Annotated in this window: 2 protein-coding genes (1 of these 2 running past the window's edge); both read right to left on the bottom strand. The window is 46.5% G+C overall.

Annotation, left to right across the window (positions count from 1 at the left end):
* A protein-coding gene (locus tag LWH95_RS05250) for a type I polyketide synthase (RefSeq protein ID WP_232919096.1) crosses the window boundary here: on the bottom strand, positions 1–8,568 show its 5' portion. The gene continues 5,130 nt to the left of window position 1, outside the view; only the first 8,568 of its 13,698 coding nucleotides appear in the window; the start codon lies at positions 8,566–8,568; its stop codon lies off the left edge, out of view.
* The gene (locus LWH95_RS05245) at positions 8,552–23,668 is read right to left on the bottom strand and encodes a non-ribosomal peptide synthetase (RefSeq protein ID WP_232919095.1); all 15,117 of its coding nucleotides are present in this window, start codon (positions 23,666–23,668) and stop codon (positions 8,552–8,554) included. The genes LWH95_RS05250 and LWH95_RS05245 overlap by 17 nt, the downstream gene beginning before the upstream one ends.

The following is a 23,668-nucleotide window of genomic DNA, read 5'->3' as shown; positions in this document are numbered from 1 at the left end:
TTCAGAGACATCATGCTGATCTGTCATTTCTTGCTTTCTCTTAAAATGCGTTCCAAGCTCGGACTTTAGCATCTCGGCAAAATCACGTATCGTTGGATAATCATACACTCTGGTGACTGAAAAGGACGTGCCATATTGCTTATTCACCGCTTTTATCCATTCGAGCCCGGTAATCGAGTCCATTCCGATATCGATGAATGCTTCGTCAATATCCACCTCGTTGGGCTCCATGAATAACACGTCTGCTATGCTTTCCCTCAATTCTTCATGCAACGTTTCAATTGCCCCAGTATATTGGCTTGATGCGGATATTTCTGCTGCTGCATATTGAATGGTTGCTGCAGGTTCCTCCTGCAGCGGCTGATGATTCTCTAACGGCTGCAGGGATATATTGTCCGGTTTTGCAGCGGGTGCTGCTGTTTTCTGTTTCATCGGCGCGTACGGCTCTGTTTGTTTTAAAACATCGATTCCTGCTGTTTTTTCTCCAGATTGTGTGCTTAACTCTTGTGCTAAGTAAACAGCGAAATCACGTGTTGTCGGATAATCATAAACCTTGGTGACATTTAGTGATGTGCCATACTGTTTATTTATTGCTTTTATCCATTCGAGTCCGGTAATCGAGTCCATTCCGATATCAATGAATGCTTCGTCTGGATCAACCTCGTTTTGATCCATATACAGCACTTCCGCTAAGCTCGCCGTTAGTTCATCGCACAAGGCTTCCGCCGCGATCGTCTTTGTTTCTGTATCTGATGGAAGCGGAGATGCCGCACGCTGCAAACGATCCTGATTGGCCATTAAAGGCTGTAACGTGATATTGGCAGGCTTACCGCTGGCTTCTTTGGCTATAGACGGTTTTTGAATGACGGGCTGTACCGAAGCGGCCGGTTCGTCTTTTCTTATTTCCTCAGCCTTTGCATTTACGTCTATCCAATAGCGATCTCGTGCAAAAGGATAGGCGGGTAAACTGATGCGCCGCGGTTTTTGATCTTGATAGAGCGCGCTCCAATCGATACGCAAGCCTCTTACCCAAAGGTCTAAAACCTTCGCGTACTTTCCTTTTTGCATCCATGCCTCGATTGTTTTTGACATATCTTCATCAGCAGCAAAAGCGGCAATAGATTCTTTATTGCGTTTTACTTGTCCTTGATAGACATATTCTCGATTTTCTGTTCCAGAGATAAAGTCGTTGAGTTTTTCTTCAAGCTCCTCCATCGTTTCAGCAACGAACGCCAGACGCTCATTCATCGCTTCACGACCGACTTGCAGCGTATAGGCGATTCGGTGCAAATCTGCTTCAGCATATCTTTGTTCACGAATAGCATGCAGCAATCGCTCCGCCCGTTTCTGAAGTTTTTCCTCATTTTTTGCTGAGAGCACAATGACAGCCGGCTGTTTCCCCGCTGGCGAACGTTCCTGCTTAGATTCGGCAACATGCTCTTCTATTAAAATATGGGCGTTTACTCCCCCGGCGCCAAATGAAGAAATGCCTGCGATTCTTGGATATTCGATTTCTTTTCCATTGACAGAAATGATTGGTCTCTTCCATTCTTCTAGCTCTTGCTGTACTTTAAACGGTGAGTTAAGGAAATCAATATTCGGATTCAGCACGTTTGAATGCAGGGAAGGTGCAAGCTGCCTGTATTTCATTTGGAGCAATACCTTCGTTAATCCTGCGATACCTGCCGCACTCTCACAGTGCCCGATATTTGATTTGGCCGAGCCTATTGCACAAAATTGTTTGTCATCCGTTTGTTGCGTAAACACTTTGGACAGCCCAGTCATTTCAATAGGATCTCCTAGAGAGGTTCCCGTGCCGTGCGCTTCTATATAACTGACTGCCCGCGGGTCAACCTCCGCTTCCACAAACGCCTTTTTGATCACATCAGCTTGGGCATTCGGGTTTGGAACTGAGTAACCGTTTGTTTTTCCTCCGTGGTTAATAGCTGTCCCCTTAATGATTCCATAAATGTGATCGCCATCTTCAAGAGCTTTAGACAATGGCTTAAGAAGCACTGCACCAACGCCTTCTCCCGGCACATAGCCGTCTCCGCCCTGTCCGAAGCTTTCACATCGGCCTTTGCTGGACATAAATTTGTTCTGCCCAAGCATCAAATATTTATTTGGGTGGATTGAAACATTCACGCCGCCCGCGAATGCCGCCACACACTCTCCGCGCTGCAAGCTTTGACAGGCCAAATGAATAGCAGTTAAAGAAGAAGAACACATGGTATCCAAAGCGATACTTGGCCCATGAAAATCAAAATAATAAGATACCCGGTTTGCGATGGATGATGGATTTCCTGTTAAAGCCAGAGACCTGCCCCGCACCTGCTCTTGCGCTCCATACAGCTGGTATTCTTCGTACATGACACCTACGTAAACACCGACGCTTCCGCCAAGCTCCGAATCACGCTTACGGCCGAGATGCTCCCTTGTATATCCTGCGTCTTCCATCGTTTCATACACACACTGCAAAAATAAACGCTCTTGAGGGTCCATTAATTTTGCCTCACGCGGCGAAATATGGAAAAACTGCGGGTCAAACTTGTCTACATCCTTCATGAAGCCGCCCCACTTGCTGTAGGTTTTTCCAGGCTTGTCCTTATCTTCATCATAATAGAGACTATGATCCCAGCGGTCTTCAGGAATTTCCGTAATACAGTCTCGCCCGTCCCTCAGGTTTTCCCACAATTCATAGATGTTGTCTGCCTGTGGATAGCGCCCTGACATACCGATGATTGCAATTTCCTCTGTTCCCTTTTCTCTTGACTGTTGTTGCCCTTTTTCTTGCAAAGGAAAGAATCCAGACTTTCTTGGGGCAACAGAGATTTCTCTCTTTTCAGGCTCTGAATCAGTTTTTGTATTTTCTGCAGCAGAAGGTTTGTCTTTTTCAATTCCCAAAATGTCCAGCAGCTTTTCTCTGTGGGAATCAGTAAAATACCGGGTTAATGACCGAATATCCTGGTATTCAAAGAACAGCGTCTTGGACAAAGATCCAAATACTTTTTCTAATTGACCGGTTACATGCATGATCATAATAGAATCGATCCCGTAATCCTCAAGAGGAGCTTCAGCATCAATTTGGCTGGCCGGCAGCTTGATAACCGAAGAAAGCACTTGTTTCATATAGTTCTCTGCTTTTTCTCTCAATGTCTCTTCATCGGCTCCAAAGACAATGTCTGCTTTTTCCGTATCCTGATTGTCATTTGTATTTTTCATATTTGGGGATTGGCCTTGACCATGTCCCGTTTCATATAAAAATGCACGAATCCGATTGGCAACACCTGATGCCACCAACAGCTGCGGCTTTCCTGACGCCCAGCCATGGTATAATGCCTGAATCCCATGACCTGTTTCCATGGCCACCATGCCTGTTTCTTTTGTCAGCATCCTTGCAGTTTCAGCATCAATACGCATGCCCCCGTCTTTCCACAGCGGCCAGCACACCGAAAGCGTTTTTCCGTAACGTTTGCGGAGCGCTGCTTGGCCATTTCGATATTCGCTGAATGCATTCATAAATGCATTCGCCATTGCATAATCAGCCTGTCCCGCACTTCCCACTGCTCCCGCACCTGAGGAAAAAAGGATAAAGAAGTCGAGCGGAATATCTTTCGTTGCTTCGTCAAGATGAATCAGACCAGTTACCTTTGGAGCGAGCACGGTTTGAATTTCTTCTTTCTTTTTCTTAATAATGAAATTATCTTTTATCATACCGGCGCTATGGATGATGCCGTCCAAGCCGCCGTAAGCGTTTTGAATCTCTTCTATTAAGGCATCAACAGCTCGTTTCTCTGTCAGATCCGCTTTTCTGTAAACTGCTCGGACATTAAGTTTCTGTAGCTCTTGAAGGATCGCCTGCTTCCTTTCATCGAGCGGAGAGCGTCCTGTCAGGATTACAACAGCATCATTCGTTTCGTTTGCGATTTCATTTGCAAAGATGAAGCCAAGACCGCCTGCACCGCCTGTAATCAGATAAACCCCTTTATCCTTCCACGGTATGTCAGCACTTAGGTGCTCACCAGACGTCTCTTTCCATTTGCTTACAAACCGTTTCCCTTGCCAATAGCGGATATGCGTGTTGCGGGGACAGCGTCTGTTTTCTTCTAATATTTCGAAGATGTCACTAGCAGACACCCCAGTATCTAATTCAATCAGCTGTCCTGTCAGTTTTGGATTTTCTAACTCAGCCGTTTTGAGCAGTCCGGTTAAGCCGCTTAATAGCTGCGGCTCGTTCAATGCAGGCACCGCCACTTGAATGAGTGTATGTCCCCCGGCTTTTGAGTGCAGCAGCTGCTTGATTTCTTCAAATAACTGTACGGCATATCCTTCAAACCGTTCATCAATTGCCTCTGTATGATGCTGCAGTACTGTACAGTCAAGATGATTCCGAATACTTTCCATTTGTTCTCCAAAATCACAGACAATGATTTTATGTGTCTCATACCCTATAAGCTCTTGCTTCTCTGCAGGAGCATTTTCTTCCCAAACGTGTTCAAACAGCAGTGTGTCAATTGTCTCAGAAGGACTTTCTGCCTCTGTTTCTAACACTCTTGCAGAATAGCCCTTCATTCGCACGCAAACCTGCCCTTCTTCATTGCACAAATCGATATCAAGCTTCTGCATACGATCCCCAGCTGCACTGCCCTCGCTGTATGTGATCCAGACCCACATAGACGCCTCGCAGCCTTTGAAGATTTGAACATCCTGTAATGCAAAAGGCAGCATTGCCTTTCTGTCTGTTAAACTCGCATCGCCTCCCAGCCTCAAACCGATAGATGCTTGAAATGCCGAATCTATCATGCTCGGATGCAGAACATAACGGTCTTGCGTATCAGAGATCACAGATGGCATCGTCAATTTTGCTAGAACTCCGTTTTTGCCGGCATATATGCTGTCGATGGCTCTGTGGCTGTCACCATAATGAATTCCCATGTCCGCATAAGCGTCGTAACAATCAGAAGGTGACAGAATCCGCTCTTTATCATTTGCCTTCAGTTCTTCAATGTTTATTACCGGAGATTCATCAGCCTCACAAAGCACTGCACTCCCTTGTCCGTATACAACTGGCTCCTTCTCTGCGCTTTCCGGCTCCTGGCAGATTTCAAATGCAATCTCACTATTGTCTTCAGGATATAAACGTATGTGTATGTCTGCTTGCTGTTCTGTGACGGCAAACGGCCGAACCCAGACGATATTCCGGAGTCGGAATCCTGTCGGAAACTGATTGGCAGCTGCCTTTTCCACAGCAGCACGAACCATCTCCAATAAAGCTGCACCGGGTAAAACCTGCTCGCCCTTAATGACATGATCCTTCAGGAAAAATTCACGTCCCGTGAACGCTGAACGGAAGCGTATTCCCGAAATGTCGGACACATTTTGATGCAGAAGAGGATGAAGGACATGACCTTCCCGTTTGGATCGATCAGCCGCTGCCTCCGCTTTCGGCACCCAATAACGCACCTTCTCAAAAGGATATGTCGGCAAGCTGATCCGCTTTGGTTTCTTTCCATCGTAAAGAAGTTTCCAGTCAATCGAAGCTCCGTTGACCCACTGCTCTGCAATCAGATCGAAATTTCTTTGTTCCAGCGATTTATGTACGGTTTCGGCAGAAAGCGATAAATCGCTTCCTCTTGACACTCGGCCCATCCAGCAATGCTGAACGGTTTCGTGCCCTTCTATAAAAGTCTTCAATTGACCGGTCAATTCTTGAATTCCATCTGCTACAAAAGCAACCCGCTCTTCCATCGGTTCACGACCTACCTGCAATGTATAAGCCAAATCTCTAATCTGAATCCCATCATGAAGAAAATCCAAGAGACGTTTTGCATATACATGAAGACGTTCTTGATTACGGGCAGAAAGCGGGATAACAGCCGGCATTTCAGAATCTGACGGCAAAGTAACGTCCTGCTCCGCTGTTTGAGGAATATATTCCTCTACAATAATATGTGCGTTTGAACCGGTCGCCCCGAAGGAACTGATACCTGCACGGCGCGGATAAGGAAGGTCTTTCCCATTTTCCTTAATAACAGGCTGCTTCCACGTTTCTGCTTCATGCTGTACATAAAATGGTGACTTTTCAAAATCCACGTACGGATTCAGTTCTTCCGAATGCAAAGAAGGCACGAGAGTCTGATAGTGAAGCTGAAGGGCAACTTTGCTTAAACCGCTGATACCCGCTGCGGATTCAGCATGACCGATGTTCGATTTAACAGAACCGATTGAACAGAATTGCCGATCCTGTGTATATTGGCGGAATGCTTTCACCAACCCTTGTATTTCGATCGGATCTCCTAAGGACGTACCGGTTCCATGTGCTTCCACATAACTGATCGTCCGCGGGTCAATTCCCGTTTTCTCCAAGCATTTCTCAATCAGATCAGCTTGAGAAACCGGACTCGGCACTGAAATGCCGCTTACAGTGCCCACATGATTCACAGCACTTCCTTTAATCACGGCATAAATGCGATCTCCGTCTTCCTCCGCCTGGCGCAAAGGCTTTAATAAAACCGCACCAATTCCTTCGGCCGGCACATAACCGTCCCCATCCTTGCCAAATGTACGGCAGTGCCCGTCAGTGGAAAACATATCCCAGACCCCGTATGTCATATATTTATTAGGATGCAGGGACAGATTCACTCCGCCTGCTAACGCGACATCACACTCACCGTGGCGAATGCTTTCCAATGCCAGATGTACAGCAGTCAGAGACGAGGAGCATACCGTATCAACCGCCATACTCGGACCGTGGAAATTACAAAAGTAAGATACACGGTTGGCGATTTGCGCATAGTTGAGCGAGAGAGGAAACACATTTTCCGCTGATGCTTCTTCAGCGCCGACTAGTGTATAATCCTTGTGCATGACGCCCGCAAAAACTCCTACATGATGCCTTTTATTTCGTCCTTTAGGCTTAGCCAACGTCTTTGGTGTGTAGCCAGCATCCTCAATGGTTTCCCAGCAGGTTTCTAAAAACAGCCGCTCCTGAGGGTCCATTGTCTCTGCTTCTCTCGGCGTGATTCTGAAAAATTGAGGATCGAAGCAGTCTGGGTCATCAATAAATCCGCCCCATTTGGAAATATCCTTGCCTGAAGGAGATGTGATTCCTTCAAAGCGCCGCCAATCCCAGCGCGACTCAGGAATCTCGCTAATGCAATCCTTCCCCTCTTTCAGATTGTTCCAAAATTCATGAATATTGTTCGCCTTCGGATACCTGCCCGCCATACCAATTATTGCAATGTCGCCTGCCGCCTCAGAAGGTATAACATTAGAAGATTCAGTACGTACGCTTTCAGCAGTCTTATCGTCGGTTATGCGATCAGAGACGTGTTCTCTTTCATTTTGAACAACGGAACCAGCGGCACTAAAATGCTCGGCATATTCCCCGACAAGAAATGCTGACAACTCTGCAATGGTGGTATGCTCAAACAGGAGAGTCGGCGAAAGGCTCTCACCGATCTTGTCACTGATGGTTTCTACCACTTCAAGCAATCCTGATGAATTCAGTCCCATTTGATAATAGCCGACCTGTTTTTCAATTTGTTCAATCGACTTATTGATTTTGTCTGCGATTAATTGGCTGACGAACTGTTCAGCCCCGCCATAGGCTCCCATACTGCCGGTTGAAGATACGGTATCAGCAGCATGAGTATGCTCCGCTATGTCCTTACTCGTCTCTTGTTTCTCCTGTACATCCTGATGCTTTCCGCTAATCAGCTCTGCTTCACGCACTAGTTTGCTTGTGAAGTTCTTCAGTTCAGCCACTTTTTCTCCGGAAGCATTGAAAAATTCAAGTGTTACATAAATCAGCTCTTTTTCCTGACGGACGGAGGAGCGCTTAATTCTCGTCATACAATGTGTCTGCAAAAGTGCTGAAGCGGAAAAGGATTCATAGAACAGAGGCAAATACAGCCTCTGTTCTCCTTTAAGCAAAGATGTGAGCAAATTGTTGGCCCCCACCCCGCTCCCATCTATGAGAGTTGGATGAAACATAAAGCCTTCTGCGTGACGCATGGCTTCTGAGCCGAGAGAAAGATCAAGAAGGACGCCGTCTTCCTCTTCATAGATGCAGCCTTTCACTTTCATATATTCACTGTGCACCAATTCCTGACGTCTGCATTGTTCATATACATCATCAAGCTGAACAACGTTCCTCGCAGATGCTTTCATCTGACCGAGCTCCAGTGTTTCTTCAAATACAACCGGGGAATGAGCGTGCATGTCAGCCTTCATATAGAGCTTTTCTTCTGAAGCTTCTTTCCCGCCACTTTTTTCAAGGCCTTTGGCTGTGATTTGCCACTTTCCTTCTTTTTTCTCCGTACATTGGATATTGAGAACAATCATCGCATCCTGTCCCACCGTCAGCGGCTGATAGATGGATAAATTTCGCAGCTGAAGCTCTGAGCAAGAGTAGCCATGTTCTCTGAATATCTGGTAGATCATATCGATATAGGCCAATCCCGGAAGGACATTTTGTCCGTAAACCACATGGTGATATATAAACGGATTTTTTAACGATAATGTGAGTTGTTTCGTTATATTTTTCACGTTAGACCTCCACCTCATAAGTATCCCATATGTTTGCCGCATCCATTTTTAAGGTCTCCGCTTCCGGCTTTGACTTGCCAGGCGAAAACGCCCGTTTCTTTAATTGAGGAGGCGATATTGGATTGCGCTTGATCGCGCGTTTTTCATCTTTTTCCCACGCCTCTACGATGACATGAGCATTCGTCCCCCCATCGGCAAAGCAGTTAATGGCCGCCGCAGGCCGCGAATCTGTCCATTTTTCTAGCGTTCGGGTGAACGTGATATTCGCTTTCTGTTGATCGAAATGCGCCATCTCTTTTTCACCTGATAAAAATGGGACAAAACTTCGCTCTTTCAGCATCAGCACAACCTTAATAAAGCTGGCGATCCCTTCTGCACATAGCGGATGCCCAATGTTTGGCTTGATTGAGCCGAGAGAAAGAGGCGATGAGTGACCGGAACGGTACACCGATTGGATCGCTTTCAGTTCAAGCAGATCGGTTACCACTGAACCTGACCCGTTTGCTTCAAGATAGCTGATGTCCTCTGGTTTTTTTCCGCTTTTGGCAAGCGCATCTTTCATGACTTCCTTTTGCGCCTCCAGATTAGGTGTTGCCGGTCCTGCCGTTCTTCCGTCATTATTGACCGAGGCCGCTTTCACGACAGCATATATGGTATCTCCGTCTTCCAGCGCCTGTTTTACTGTTTTTAACATGACCATTCCAACGCCTTCACCTAACACAACTCCGTCAGCACGTTCATCAAACACATGGAAGGATGAATGTTTACTTAAAATGCCGCGCCGGTCAAACAGCCTGTGAGAAGCATCTGAGCTTAGCAAGCTGACACCGCCGACTATGGCAGATTGAATATCACTGCTACGCAGCGCCTGAATGGCCATATTCATGCCGACCAAAGCTGACGAACATGCTGTATCAACTACAACACTCGGGCCGCGCACATCGAAAAATTGTGAAATATTAGCCGCTAAATAATTTTGGCCGACTGTCACGATCGGATTCTTAGCATGATGAAGACTCTCTTCATCAGGTTTGTGCTGGCTTCTGCCCCCAATATAAACGCCGACAGGCTTCCCCTTTATTTCCTCAGGTGTATATCCGGCGTGATACAAGAGTTTCAAACACTCTTCCAATACGAGTAATGCTTGCGGATCCATTGCCCTTACATCTTCTTCATGAAGCAGAAAGAAATCAGGATCAAAATGGCTGACATCATCAATCACGCCGGCATAATATGGCGTCTTGCAGCCCCAGCGCTCTGCCGGAACCGGACCGATTGACGAACGTCCCTCAGATAATAATGACCAATAGGTTTCCAGCTTATCTGCTCCCGGAAAGCGGCAAGACAGCCCGACAACAGCAATATCTTCTGCATGGGAGCCCGGCGAAATAGTCGCCGGCGCTTGTATCTGGGTGGCAGGAGCACGATCTTTCGCAGGGCCAGTAACACCTGCCTCCATTTTGCTCTCCATAGGTGCTACTGTTTTCGAGATCTTGTCTCCGAATAAAGCGGACAGCGTTTCGGAATAAGAGCTGATCAGCCAATCTGCGAACCTTTGAATTGTCGGGTATTCATATAGAATAGATGGATCGAGCGCTGCTTCTAATTTGCGGTTTATACGTTGGAGCACCTGCGCCAAAATGATCGAATCCACCCCATAATCTTGAAATAATCCGTCAATTTCGAAGTCTTCACGATTAATTCTCAGCTCTTCGGTAAACAGTTCAACAAGCCAGGACTGTGTTTCGGATAATAGCCCATCACTTTTGGAAATGTCATCAATCTCTTTGATGTCTGTGGCCAGCGGGCTCTGCAAAGTTGCTTCCTGCTCATGACGTTTCCTCCGCTTCATCAGCAGCTCCGGCTCCCAATTTGTTTGATTCGCCACCGCAGGGAGAACAACCGGATCGAGTGTTTTCGATAAGATTTGATCTAGAAAACGTAAGCCCTCTGAATTTGTAATGCTCAACAAGCCGCTTTCCCGATATACATGATTTGTCACTTCACCCATACCGGTTTCTTTCCAATTCGGCCACTGAACACTGATGATCGGCGCATTTTTCTGATGTGCTTCCGCAAAATAATCCATATAGCTATTTGCCATAGCATAATCAGCTTGTCCCGCCGAAAGCTCAGGGATAATGGCTGAAACAGAAGAAAATAATACAAAAAACTGTAATGGCTCGTTACACACGTGGCGATATAGCGTTGTCAGCCCAGCCACTTTAGGCTCCAGCACCCGCTGAATATCATCGGCAGTTTTTCGGATGAATGCCAGCGTATCCATATCGGTCAGACCCGCACAATGAATGACACCGCCAATCGGCCCTAATGTTTGCCTGATATCCTGTAGCGTTTGCTCAACATGAGCATCATCAGATAAAGTAAGCGACAGCATTTGCACTTGCACACCCTGCGCTTCCAGCTCCCGCACTGCCTGGATTTTCTGTGCCGCGGATGTGTTTGATGTCTCAAAGCGAGCCCACTCCTCTCGCGGAGGAAGCTGCTCTCGTCCAGTCAGCACCAGCTTTTTCACTCCATAGCGCTCCACAAAATGCCGGGCGCATAATAGTCCGATGCCTCGTGTCCCGCCTGTAATGAAAAGCACATGCTCTTTAGGGAAGGTCATGCTTTGTTCGACTCCCTTACCTGTTTCAGAACGCGCTTTTAGAAAAGCCTGATACCGCAAACCGTCTCTGTAGCAAACCTCCGTATCGTGAGAATCCGAATAGAACTCATCAGCGATCTGCTTGGCGAGACGATGATGATCAATGCCCCCCTCTGCATCCATATGCCTTGATGTAAGGTGACTGTACTCACTTTGAAGCATCCGATACAAACCAGCTCGTGAGGCTCCAGCCATCCGGACGGATGTGTTTTGAAACGATTCGAGCCCCTTCGTCACACAAAGCAGCCTGAGTCCCTCTTTATGCCCGAATTCAATAAGCCTTTGCATCCATTCAATCCAATCCAGCCTGTCTTCATCATGTTCACCGCAGCCGATGACATCCACTAGACCGTCAAACTCTTTCCAATCGGTGTCTGACTGATAACAGTCAGTCCGGCTCACATCTAATAAAAGGTGATTCGGAAAATACTTAGACACTTCAGCTGCCAAATCTGCTGTCTCTTGATTGCTCAGGATGGCAACCGTTCGTGTCCCCGGCACTTTTGAACCAATCGGACTCAAACTCCATTCTTTTGTCAAAAAACATGCGGTGCGCTTTTCACTAGTATCAACAAGTTCTGAATGTTCCTTTGCCGGTAGCCAATAGTGATCCTTCGCAAATGGATATGAAGGAAGACTGATCAGGCGCGGTTTGGTTTCGCCATATAATGTATTCCACTGGATCACTACGCCTTTGACCCATAAATCCGCAAGTTTGGCGTATTTTCTTTTTCTGATCCAAGCATCAAGTGCCATTGCCATATCCTCATCTGCTGTAAAAATGGCCTGGGTTTCTTTATTGCGATTAGACTGCCCCCGGAAGAATTCACCAGTTTCTTCCTTACCGTCAACAAACGCTTGCAGTTTTTCTTCAAGTTCCTGCATTGTCCCCGCAATACACGCCAGACGTTCATCCATCTCTTCGCGCCCAACTTGCAGGGTGTAAGCGATACGATGCAAATCCTGATCTGTATATCTTTTCTTGCGAATCGCCTCCAGCAATTGTGAAGCACGATCTATTAGCCTATTTTTATTTTTAGCCGACAGCACAATTATGCTTGGCTGTTCTGGTGCCGTTTGTTCTGAATTCACTTTTGGAATATATTCTTCAATCACAATATGTGCGTTTACTCCGCCAATCCCAAACGAACTGATTCCGGCACGGCGCGGAAGCTTGTTTCCGTCACGATCTGTGACAGCCTTCCATTCCTGTTTTTCCTGAACGATGTAAAACGGACTGTCAGCCAGCTGAAGATAAGGATTAAGCGTCTCGCAATGCAGGCTTTTCACTAACGTTTTATGCTTCATTTGCAGCAGCACTTTGATCAGGCCAGAAATACCTGCGGCAAGCTCTAAATGACCGATATTGCTTTTAACTGAGCCGATGCCGCAACGGTTCTCTGGAATGTCCGCCTGGCTGCCGCCTCTCTTATTGGATAGTTCCTTAAACGCGGCTTTCAGCCCGTTTATTTCAATCGGATCCCCCAATTCAGTCCCCGTTCCATGGGCTTCAATATATGTGACCGTGCTTGGGTCTATGCCTGCTTGGCGATATGCACGCACCAACAGATCAGCTTGGGCTTTCGGATTAGGTGATGTCAGGGTATTGGCTCTTCCGCCGTGATTTTCCGCCGTCCCCCGAATAACGCCGTATATATGATTCCCGTCACGCTCGGCATCTGCCAGCTTTTTCAGCATGACCATTCCGACACCTTCGCCTCTGACATAACCATTCGCATTGGCGGAGAAGGTTTTACACCTGCCGTCTTTGCTGAGCATCCCCGCCTTGCTGTAGCTAATGTGCGCCTCTTCGGTCAGGATCGTGTTCACACCTCCTGCAATCGCCATCTCACAATTGCCGCTTTGCATAGCGGTTACAGCACGGTGGATGGCTACAAGAGAGCTGGAACAAGCTGTTTCGATTGGTTCGCTCGGACCGTGGATATTTAAAAAATAACTCATTCTATTCGGGCCAACCGAAGGGATCATATGACCTGTAGCCGCATGGCCTTCAATCGGAAGATTCGCTCTATGGAATAGATCTTTATAACCCGTGTTTCCTGTGCCGACAAAGATCCCCGTCCCTGTACCCGAAAGGCTTTGCGGCGAGCAACCCGCATCTTCCAGCGCCTTCCATACAAACGTCATTAAGAGACGCTGCTGAGGATCTACATAATTGGCTTCTCTCGGCGAAATACCAAAAAACAACGGATCAAACTCTTCGACACCATCAATAAACCCGCCCCATTTGATGTCGGTTTTATTGACATCAGTGTCAGGGTTTCCATAATGCTCCCGCCAATCCCATCGATCTTTTGGAACCTCTGTAATGCTGTCTTTGCCTTCCTCAAGGTTTCTCCAAAATTCATCTATATCCTTAGCACCAGGGAATCGGCCGCTGATGCCGACAATCGCAATCGGCTCAAAATCGGCAGTCTGCTTTTTGCTTCTTTCTTCTTTTGCAATAACAGGCTGTTTGAAGCGGTGCTTGCTTCGTGTTGTGATCTTCGGCACAGTAGAGGATATTGTCTGTAACTCTTCTTGCCCCTCTGATTTTTCGACCTCCTGAACAAAAGTCGCCTCATGTTCATCTATCAAATATTCACCCAGGCTTTGGATGCTTCCATATTCAAAGAAAATGGTCGGCGCAAGCTCCAATTGATATGCCTCGTTGATCTTGTTTGTAAAGACTGTAAATGTAACCGAATCAAATCCGTATTCACTTAGCTCTGTATTGACATCAATATCTTCACTATCTACTTTTAAAATCGCACTGACCATGTCGCCTAATGATGCCCTCAGGCTGTTTAAACTGTGTAATGAGCTTGACGTTGCATCTGTGTCATTAACAGCAGCATCTTGATTCAATTCTCCCGGATACGCCGCAATTACATATTCAGCCAAGCTTTGGATGCTTCCATATTCAAAGAAAATGGTCGGCGTTAATTCCAATTGGTACGCTTCGTTGATCTTGTTTGTAAAGACAGTAAATGTTACCGAATCGAATCCGTACTCACTCAGCTCTGTATTGACATCGATATCGTCAGTGTTTACTTTTAAAATCGCTCCAACCATTTGAATTAAAGACGCTTCTAATTTTTGAGTTTGACCGTGAGCCTGATCTGCGTTTTTCTGCCCCTTCCGTTTGGATGTCGTTTCTGCAGAAAGCAGTTTTTGCTTCATTTTCTGAAGCTGACCTTCCATCACAAAAACTTGCGGCTTATCGGATGCTATCCCTTGATAAAATGCTTTCAAGGCGCTATCTGTCGGCATCGGGACCATTCCCATGGTTTTCAGCATTCTCTTTTCATCTTCAGCGCCGACTTGCATACCGCCTTCTTCCCATAACGGCCAGTTGAAGGAAATGGTTGAACCGAATCGCTTCTTAGATGCAGCAAGAAAACTGCGGTATGCAGCAAATGCATCCATAAACGTATTGGCCGCAGCATAATCGGCTTGTCCAGCGTTTCCTAAACATCCTGAAACAGATGAGAATAAAATGAAAAAGTCCAATGGAAAATCCTTGCTGCATTCGTCTACATGTAACAACCCGCTCACTTTTGGCTGTAACACTTCTTGAAACTCTTCCTTCGTTTTATGAACGATGAAGTGATCTTTAATGCTGCCTGCACCATGGATAATTCCGTTGAGAGTGCCATACTTTTCTTTGATTTCCTCCATGAGACGCCGAACCGCCCTCTGATCACTTACATCAGCTTCTCGATAGACAACCTCCGCCCCCATGCTTCGAAGAGCCTTCAGTTCATTTTCCTTACGCCCACTTAAAACAGAGCGTCCCGTCAGCACAATGGTGGATCGAACAGTTCGATTGGCAATTTCCTTTGCAAACAGAAGGCCTAAGCTTCCGGCTCCGCCTGTAATCAGATAAATGCCTTCGTCTCTCCACGGCATATGAAGCTCATTAGCGGAAGGAAGCGCCATTTCCCGCCAACCTTTCACAAAACGGTTTCCAGCCTCATATCGAATCTGTTTATCAGCAGGCCTCCGGCTATCATCTTTCAACTTGAGATGAAGATCATTCATCTCTTCAGGCTTCTCAATCTCGATAACCTGAGCTGTAAGTTTGCTGAATTCTAATTCAGCTGTTTTAAACAAACCGGAAACACCGGCAAACAATTGTTTCTCTTTTTTCAGCGGAACGATAGCTTGAATAATGATACGGCCGGCAGAATGCTCACGGATCTTGCTTTGCATGAGTTCAAAAATGTTCTGCATGTAACATTGATAACGTTCAGCAATATGTCCTTCAGCTTCATTCAGTGTAATGACACGGGCATCCTTCATGTTTGATGCAATGCTGTCGGTGACGCTTCGTTCAGTTTCAAAGAGAACAACGATATGCTCTGCGAATGAAAGATCTTCGTCCTCAAATCTGCCATTCTGTTCTCTCCATACCGGCTCAAGCATTAAGCGTTCATGCCGTGATGAAGGCTTGGATGAATGGACCTCTCCTTCCAATACTCTCGTTGAGAATCCTTTAATCCTGACACATACGTTTCCACTCTCATCAATGACATCGATATCCGCTTTCTGAACAATCCCCCCGGAGAGATCACTGTCACTTAAGCGAGCATATGCCCACATAGCAGAGGAACATCCTTTGATCACCTCAAGCTCTTCAAGCGCAAATGGCAAAATCAGCTTTTGATCCGTCAATTCCTGCATGATGCATATTGTTGCCGTCTGCAAGGCGGAGTCCATGATACTTGGGTGCAGTACAAACTGTTCCTTCGTTCCAGAAACGATTTCTGGGAGCTTCAGCTGCGCCAGAACCTCTCTGTTTCCTATATCAACATTCTTAATTCCTTGGAAGGCCGGACCATGGAACATCCCTCTGCTTCTGCCTTCTTCGTAAAATTGACCAGGTGACATCTTTCCTTTGCCGCAGCGGCGTGAAATTTCAGCGAGATCAGTGACCGGCGTTTCGGCGGCAGATACCAGCTCCGCGCTGCCTTGACTATGAATAACCGGGTCGGCCCCGTCTTCCTGTGTACTGTAAATCTCAAAAGTGATTTTCCCATCTTCTTCAGGAAAGAGACCGATATCCACTTGAGCCGAATGTTCGTCAACCACAACAGGCTGAACCCAGACTGTATGATTCAATCTGATTCTGACCCCCTGGCCATTATTGCTTCCCGTCGCCTGCTTGATAGCCGCGTGCGCCATTTCAAGGTACGCAACACCAGGGAGCACCGGTTTTCCTCTTACCACATGGTCTCTCAGAAAGAATTCTTCACCAGTAAAAACAGAACTGAATTTTTGTTCAGAAAAATCAGATGTATTCTGATGGAGCAGCGGATGGATGGAACCGATCTCTGTCTGATTTCCGGATATCTGACCCGACGGCTTGCGGTCATCCTGCGATGGCCAGTATCTTTCTTTTGCAAATGGATATGTCGGCAGACTCATTCTGTATGGGCGCTCACCTTTGTAAAGCTGCATCCAATCCATATGCGCTCCCTTGCTCCAAATCTCCGCAAGCTTGTTTACTTTTCCTTTGGCCATCCACTTACGGATCAGTTCCGCGCTGTCCTCGTCCTCCGTCAGCCATAAAATCTCCCTGTCATTGTGCTTACTTCCTTGAAAACAGCCTTCAATCGCTGTTTTTCCATTGATAAAATCTGTGAGCTTTTGTTTTAACTCGTTCACATGATCGGCAGTAAAGGCAACGCGATGCTCCATCTCTTCCCGCCCGACCTGTAGGGTATACGCAAAATCAGCTAGCTGTCCGTCCTCAAGTCCTTTTCTTTCCAAATAGGCCAGAATATCCTGCACATACTCTTGCAGCCTCTCTTTATTTTTTGCCGAGATCGGTATGATGCAGTTCCCGTCTATCTTTCTTTTGTCAGAATCTCTTTTGTATTGTTCGAAAATCGCATGAGTGTTTGTCCCGCCAAGCCCGAACGAGCTTAGTGCAGCCCTGTGCGTTTTGATATCACGGCTTAACGTTTTCTTTTGATCGACGACGTAAAAAGGAGAGCTGGATAAGTCTGTATTTGGATTCGGCACCTTATAATTGAGGCTCGGTGCAAGCTCCTGATGGTAAAGACTCATCACGACCTTAATGCAGCCAGCCAGACCGGCGGCCGTATCTAAATGTCCGATATTAGTTTTCACCGACCCAATGCCGCAAAATTGCGTTTTATTTGTGTATTGCCTGTAAACGTTTGTTAAAGCTGCCAGCTCGATTGGATCTCCCAGCTTCGTTCCGGTTCCGTGCGCTTCCACATAGCAGATGGATTCAGGCTGAATCTTCGTTTGATTCATGACCTTTTGCACCACGTCAGCCTGCCCTTTGACACTCGGAGCATAAAAACCGACTTTGTCAGCGCCGTCGTTATTTACACCTATGCCTCTCAGCAAAGCATAGATATGATCCCCGTCCTTTACAGCATCCGCTGCTTTTTTCAGCAATACAACGGCAACACCCTCACCGCCTATCATTCCGTCAGCTGAAGCGTCAAAAGCTTTAATATGTCCGTCGCTCGAAAAGTTCAGTCCCGGCTGATGCATATATCCGATATTTGACTCGGTATGCAGTGTTGCACCGCCTACTAAAGCATAAGCAGATTCCCCCGACTGCAGGCTTTTATAGGCAGAATGCAATCCAATCAGAGACGATGAGCAGTTGGCGTGGACGAAATAGCTTGGCCCTTTCAGCCCGAGCTTATGAGAAATCATTGTCGGAATCGTCCCGCTCTGCGCAAGCACCCACGAGACATAGCCGTCAGGCGTTTCCAGACTCTCTGTTGTATCTGACGGCAGCAGCGCGCGGTAAGAATTATTGCTTGCCGACATAAAAACACTGGTTTGCGGAATCTGTTTCGCAGCATAACCGGCATCTTCTATTGCTTTCCATGAATGAGTCAGCAGCATCCGAAGCTGCGGGTCCATAAATTCAGCGTCTTTAGGAGAGATTTGAAAGAAGCTTGGGTCAAATCTGTCTTTTCCATCAATTGAAGATTTAGCCGGGACGTATCCCGCATTCTCCGCGATCTCCCCTGAAATACCAAAGCGCTGAAGCTCTTCCTTACTGAAAAACGTAATGCTTTCCTTGCCGTCTCTGAGGTTCTCCCAAAACTCATCATGATTTTTCGCCCCTGGAAATTCACACGATATACCAATAATCGCTACACTATCCTCATAATAATCCGGGAGATCGTTCATCTGGGTGAACTGATCTATATGAGCAGCCGGTTCTGTCGGCATAGAGGCGCTTGTATCTCCCATTCGCTGTTCAGTGATGTATTGGCTGATATTTTTGATCGTTGAGTACTCAAACAGGTCTGTGACAGAAAACTCACAGGATAGCTCATGTTTGATGCGATCAGCCACAGTAACCGCGAGAAGCGAATCCCCGCCAACATCAAAAAATCCGTCTTCCCATTCAATGTCACTCATTTTCAATACATCCTGCCAAATGGCGAAAACAGCTTCCTGAATGTTCAAAGGAGAGATCTCCCTTTGCTTTGGCTGCTTTGCAGTTAATTCGTTATGCTTAAGACTGTTTCTGTCTATCTTTCCGTTCGGTGTCAACGGCATATGGTCAAGCTGAATAAAATAAGAAGGCACCATATAGGCAGGCAAAACGTCTTTCACATAATGACGCAGCTCCCTCGCCGCAAGAGATGCATTTGCATCTTTAGTTGTATAATAGGCAGCAAGCTTATCCATTCCATTCTCCTCAGTTGCGACAACGACGCAGTCCTGAATGCCGAAATGCTCACTGAGCCTGCTTTCAATATCGCCAAGCTCAATACGGAATCCGCGTATTTTCACTTGATTATCGATACGGCCTATATATTCAATTCGTCCTCCCGGAAGCCAGCGCGCCATGTCTCCCGTTCGATAAAGCTTCGTTCCAGACTCAAAAGGGCTGTCAATGAATCTCGAATTCGTTAATTCTTGCTTTTTGTAATAGCCCTTCGCCACGCCGTCCCCTGCAATGCAAAGCTCACCCGGGACACCAGCCGGGACTGGAACAAGCTGAGAATCCGTAATGTACATTTGTGTATTGGCTATTGGCTTTCCTATTGTGGCATGTGAGCATTCTTCGTTAATGCGCTGAACCGCTGACCAGATGGTTGTTTCTGTTGGCCCGAACATATTCCAGGCTTCGCTGCCCGTATGTAAGAAATATCGTTTTAACGTCTCAGGCAAAGCTTCGCCTCCGCATAGAATTTTCACTCTCTCTTCATTTTCCCAGCCTGCATAAAAGAGCATCTTCCATGTAGCAGGGGTTGCCTGCATCACTGTCGGTTTGATCGTTTGGATGTCTCGTTTCAGTTTTTCAACGTCTTTTGTATGTTCCGTTTGACAAATATGGCAGTGTGCCCCCTTTATCAAAGGCAGATATAACTCCAGAGCAGCGATATCAAAACAGTAGGTTGTGACAGCGAGCATTTTATCCTCTGGCGAAAGACCCGGCGTTTCTCCCATTGAAACGAGAAAATTTGTCAAAGCTTTATGAGGTATCATGACACCTTTTGGCTTCCCTGTGCTGCCGGATGTATAAATGACATATGCCAAGTTTTCCGGCGTGACAGTGCGTGTAAGCCCTTTTCGATCAGAGGCAGTTTGAGCGATGTCATCCCAATCTTTATCTAACAGAGCAGTCTTGACACCGTTCCAGCGTAAAGTATTTACTAATTCTGATGTCGTCAGCGTAATGGAAACTTCACTGTCTTCCAGCATGTATTCCAGTCGCTCAGCCGGATAGGACGGGTCTAACGGCACATATGCTCCGCCAGCCTTGAGAATCGCCAATAATCCCACCAGCATGTCCAGCGATCGATCCACATAGATTCCCGCCAGACGGTCAGGCCCCACTCCATGCGCCTGCAAATAAATGGCCAGCTGTGTACTTCTTTCATCGAGCTCCCGATACGTCAATGTTTCATCTTCATAGCTGACAGCCGCTCTATCAGGCGTCTTTTTCGCCTGCTGCTCAAATAATTCATGAAAACAAGTATATGGATACGTTTTGTCAGTGGCGTTCCATGCTTTGAGAATCATCTGCTCCTCTGCTTCAGGTAACAAAGAATACTCTTTTAACGGCTGAGAAGGATTCAACATCGCCTGTTCTGTTACATAAACAAAATGATCGAACATCGCGGATATAGAAGCCGCATCAAACAGCCCGGTATTGTATTTGATATTCAGCTCCATTTTTTCTTCTGTTTCCCACAGTTCAAATACTAATTCGTATTCACCCTCCTGATGAATACGCTCAACGAAATCGACAGAAAAGAAGTCAGCATAACGGTTCAACAAGCTTTGATAGCTTCCAGATTGAAGAAAATTCTGATAGAAAAAAGCGGTTTGAAATACTGGTGAACCCGTTTGGCTGCGAGGAACATTCAAATCCCTCACCATTTTCGGAAAAGGATAAGCTGCATGATCAAGTCCATCCAACATGGTGAATTGCAATTTTGAAATAAATTCAGAAAAAGTGTTTGCCGGGTTCAGCTCACTCCGAATCGGGAGCATATTGAGAAAATGTCCAATGGAAGCATCAAATCTATCTTCCGGTCTCACCATCGCCGGCACGCCGACAATCTGTTCCTTTTGGCCGGTATAACGGCCCAGCAGCATCATATAGCAGCTCAAGAATACCGTCGAAACATTCACAGATTGCTCTTTCGCAAACGCCCTGACTCGATTCATGAAGCCACTGGACAGCTGCCGGGTGTATGTATCCTCTTCAAACTCAGAATCGGCTGAACTTGTACTGACCTTAGGCAGCTGAAGATTCGGCAAAGTTCCCGATAGCTGTTTCTGCCAGTATGAACGATGCTTCGTACCGTCTTTTCCGGCAAGCATGTTCTGCTCCCATGCCGCGAAATCATGATAAATGGCAGGAGAAACTGATATTTCCGGCTGCTGCCCTTCTAAAAGAAGCTTATAGCTGTCAAACAGACTGCGTATAAATGTGACGGACGAAACCCCGTCAAAAATCATATGGTGAATGACAATAAGCAAAAAATGCTCTTGATCAGATCTGGAAAAACTCATAACACGCACTAACGGGCTGTTTTCCTTTACATACGGTTCCTTTACTTTCTTTCTAAGAAAAGCAGGAATATCAGACTTTTTCATACCTGAGATGTCTTCTGTCTGGATTTCAAGTGAAAGCGCTGGCTCATTTTTAAGAAATGGCACTCCGTCTTTCTCTTGGATGACGTGCTTTAAGATCGGATGCTGCTTCAATACAAGGCCGAAAGCCTTTTGTAATGTTTTAAGGTGAAGCCCTGACGAAAATCGAAAACAGAGAGGTACGTGATATGCACTTTTTTCAGGTGACATTTTCTGCAATGTCCATAATCCTTTTTGAACCTCAGAAAGGGGCTGAAAAGATGCCTGAATCCTTTCCTGTTCCATTTTGGATGTGCCAGTGTCCTCTCTGTCAGCAGACAAGCTGCTGATGTCTTCATGTTCAGATAGATAGCGAGCCAAGCGTTCAATCGTAGGATATTTATGTATCTCTCTGGCTGTGAGTTTGATGCGGTATTTTTTCTCGATCGACCGAGTGAGCTTCATCATCTTGATAGAATTCACTCCAAGACTCTGGATAGTTGCATTTGGCTCTACCCAATCACGGGAAACGTGCAGCTCCTCAGTCAAACAGCTGAGCAGATGCTCCTGTATCTCTTCCCTTATTCTTTTCGCATGATCTGCTTGCTGCATCTCCCCATCCTGGACCGCATCGTTCATCCGGTTGGATTTATGAAGCAAGAAGTCGAACTCCCCATTTTCAAATGAAGTTTTCAGCTGGGTGCGCTGGATCTTCCCGATAGCCGTTTTCGGAATCTCTTCTTTTTGTACCGGCAGCAAATATTCTGGAGTAACTCCGATCGCCTGTGAGACATGGGATTGTATCTTTCTAAGAAGCTGAGACATCTGCTCATCATTCATTTTTGCGGAAGTAACAAAGAAGATTGCCAGCTGATCCGTTGAATTCTGACCCACGCGGACTCCGCAGGCAGCTGTATAAGAAGTTTCGATTTCCGGTAATTCTTCAACAGCAGACTCAATCGCATGACTGTAGTAATTAATCCCGTTAATGATAATGGCATCTTTCGTGCGCCCCGTAATGGTTAAGCGCCCGTTTCGCAAAAAGCCAAGATCTCCGGTTTCAAACCATCCATCTTCTGTAAACACACTCTCATTTAAATCTGGGCGCCGGTAATAACCGCTTGTAACGGAAAGTCCTGAGACTTGAAAACGGCCAATCTCCCCTTCCTCAACCACTTCATTTTGGTCATTCACAATCCTCATAGAGAATCCAGGAATCGGGGAACCTATTTCAACAAAATGATCGTTATCACTAGTTGCAGCCCGGGTAAACTCATGAGAGAAAATAACGCCGGATGAAGTTTCGGACATTCCCCATGCAGGTCGGATGGCATCAGCAGGCAATCCATGAGGTTCTAAAAGCTCAAGCATTCTGCGCCCTACCTTGGCTACCATTGCTTCGCCGCCATTGAGCATGTAACGCATTGAGGACAGATCCCATTTCCGATCTTTCATTTCTTCTGCAAAGTCAGTGACAAGACCGAATGCAAAATTCGGCGCCCACGTAACAGAAGCACGGTAATGATCAATCCAATCCAGCCATTTCAGCGGCTCCATTAAGATCGTTTCACTTGAGACGTTAATTTCTTGGCACCCAAGATAGACATCCCGCAAATGCAGCATCCCGATGCCTCCGACATGATCAAACGGCATCCAGTTAAATGTGATATCTTCTCTGGTGAAGCCTTGCATTTGAATAATCCCTTTCACCATGCTCATAATGTTTCGATGATTCAGCATAACCGCTTTGGGTGTTCCCGTACTGCCTGAAGTCAGCAATAAAAGCGCTAAGTCTTCAGGACTGGATTGATGCCAATCCGTCTCTGCTTCAGCACTGAGCAGATCCTCTACAGCAATTGCACGGAATCCTTCAAGGCCTTGCTCTCTTGCCCAATCGAGCATTTCCTGGTGCATGTCCTGATCAGTAATTACCGTCGGCTTGTCAAGAAGCGTCCATGCGTCTTTCAGCTTTTGAGTCCCGCTGCTCGATTCAGCGTACGTTGGCGGAACGGCTAACGGAGCCGGAACAATGCCTGCTAAAACACACCCCCAGAACGCAGGGAGAAGCTGTGAATTGTCGCCAAGCTGCAAAATCACGTTTTGTTTTGCTTTCAAGCCTGATTGGCGGAGCCCCTTCACGATACGCAGTGCATCATTCCACAATCGTCCATATGATTGGTACACTTCAGTTCCATCCGGCTGCAAATAAATGATTCCCTTTGTATCCCCAAGCTCCGCAGCCGTTCTGTATAAAACTTCAGGTATTGTTGCCGGCTGCTCTTCAGATATATGTAAAGGCTCACCATAGCTGACAGAAGGGTTAGCTAATATGCGGGTATTATCATTATTTCTCAT

It is taken from the genome of Bacillus sp. G16, assembly GCF_021282335.1.
Taxonomy (GTDB): Bacteria; Bacillota; Bacilli; order Bacillales; family Bacillaceae; genus Bacillus; species Bacillus inaquosorum.
Note: the sequence above shows the minus strand (reverse complement) of the source record. Positions and strands in the feature narration are given on the sequence as shown.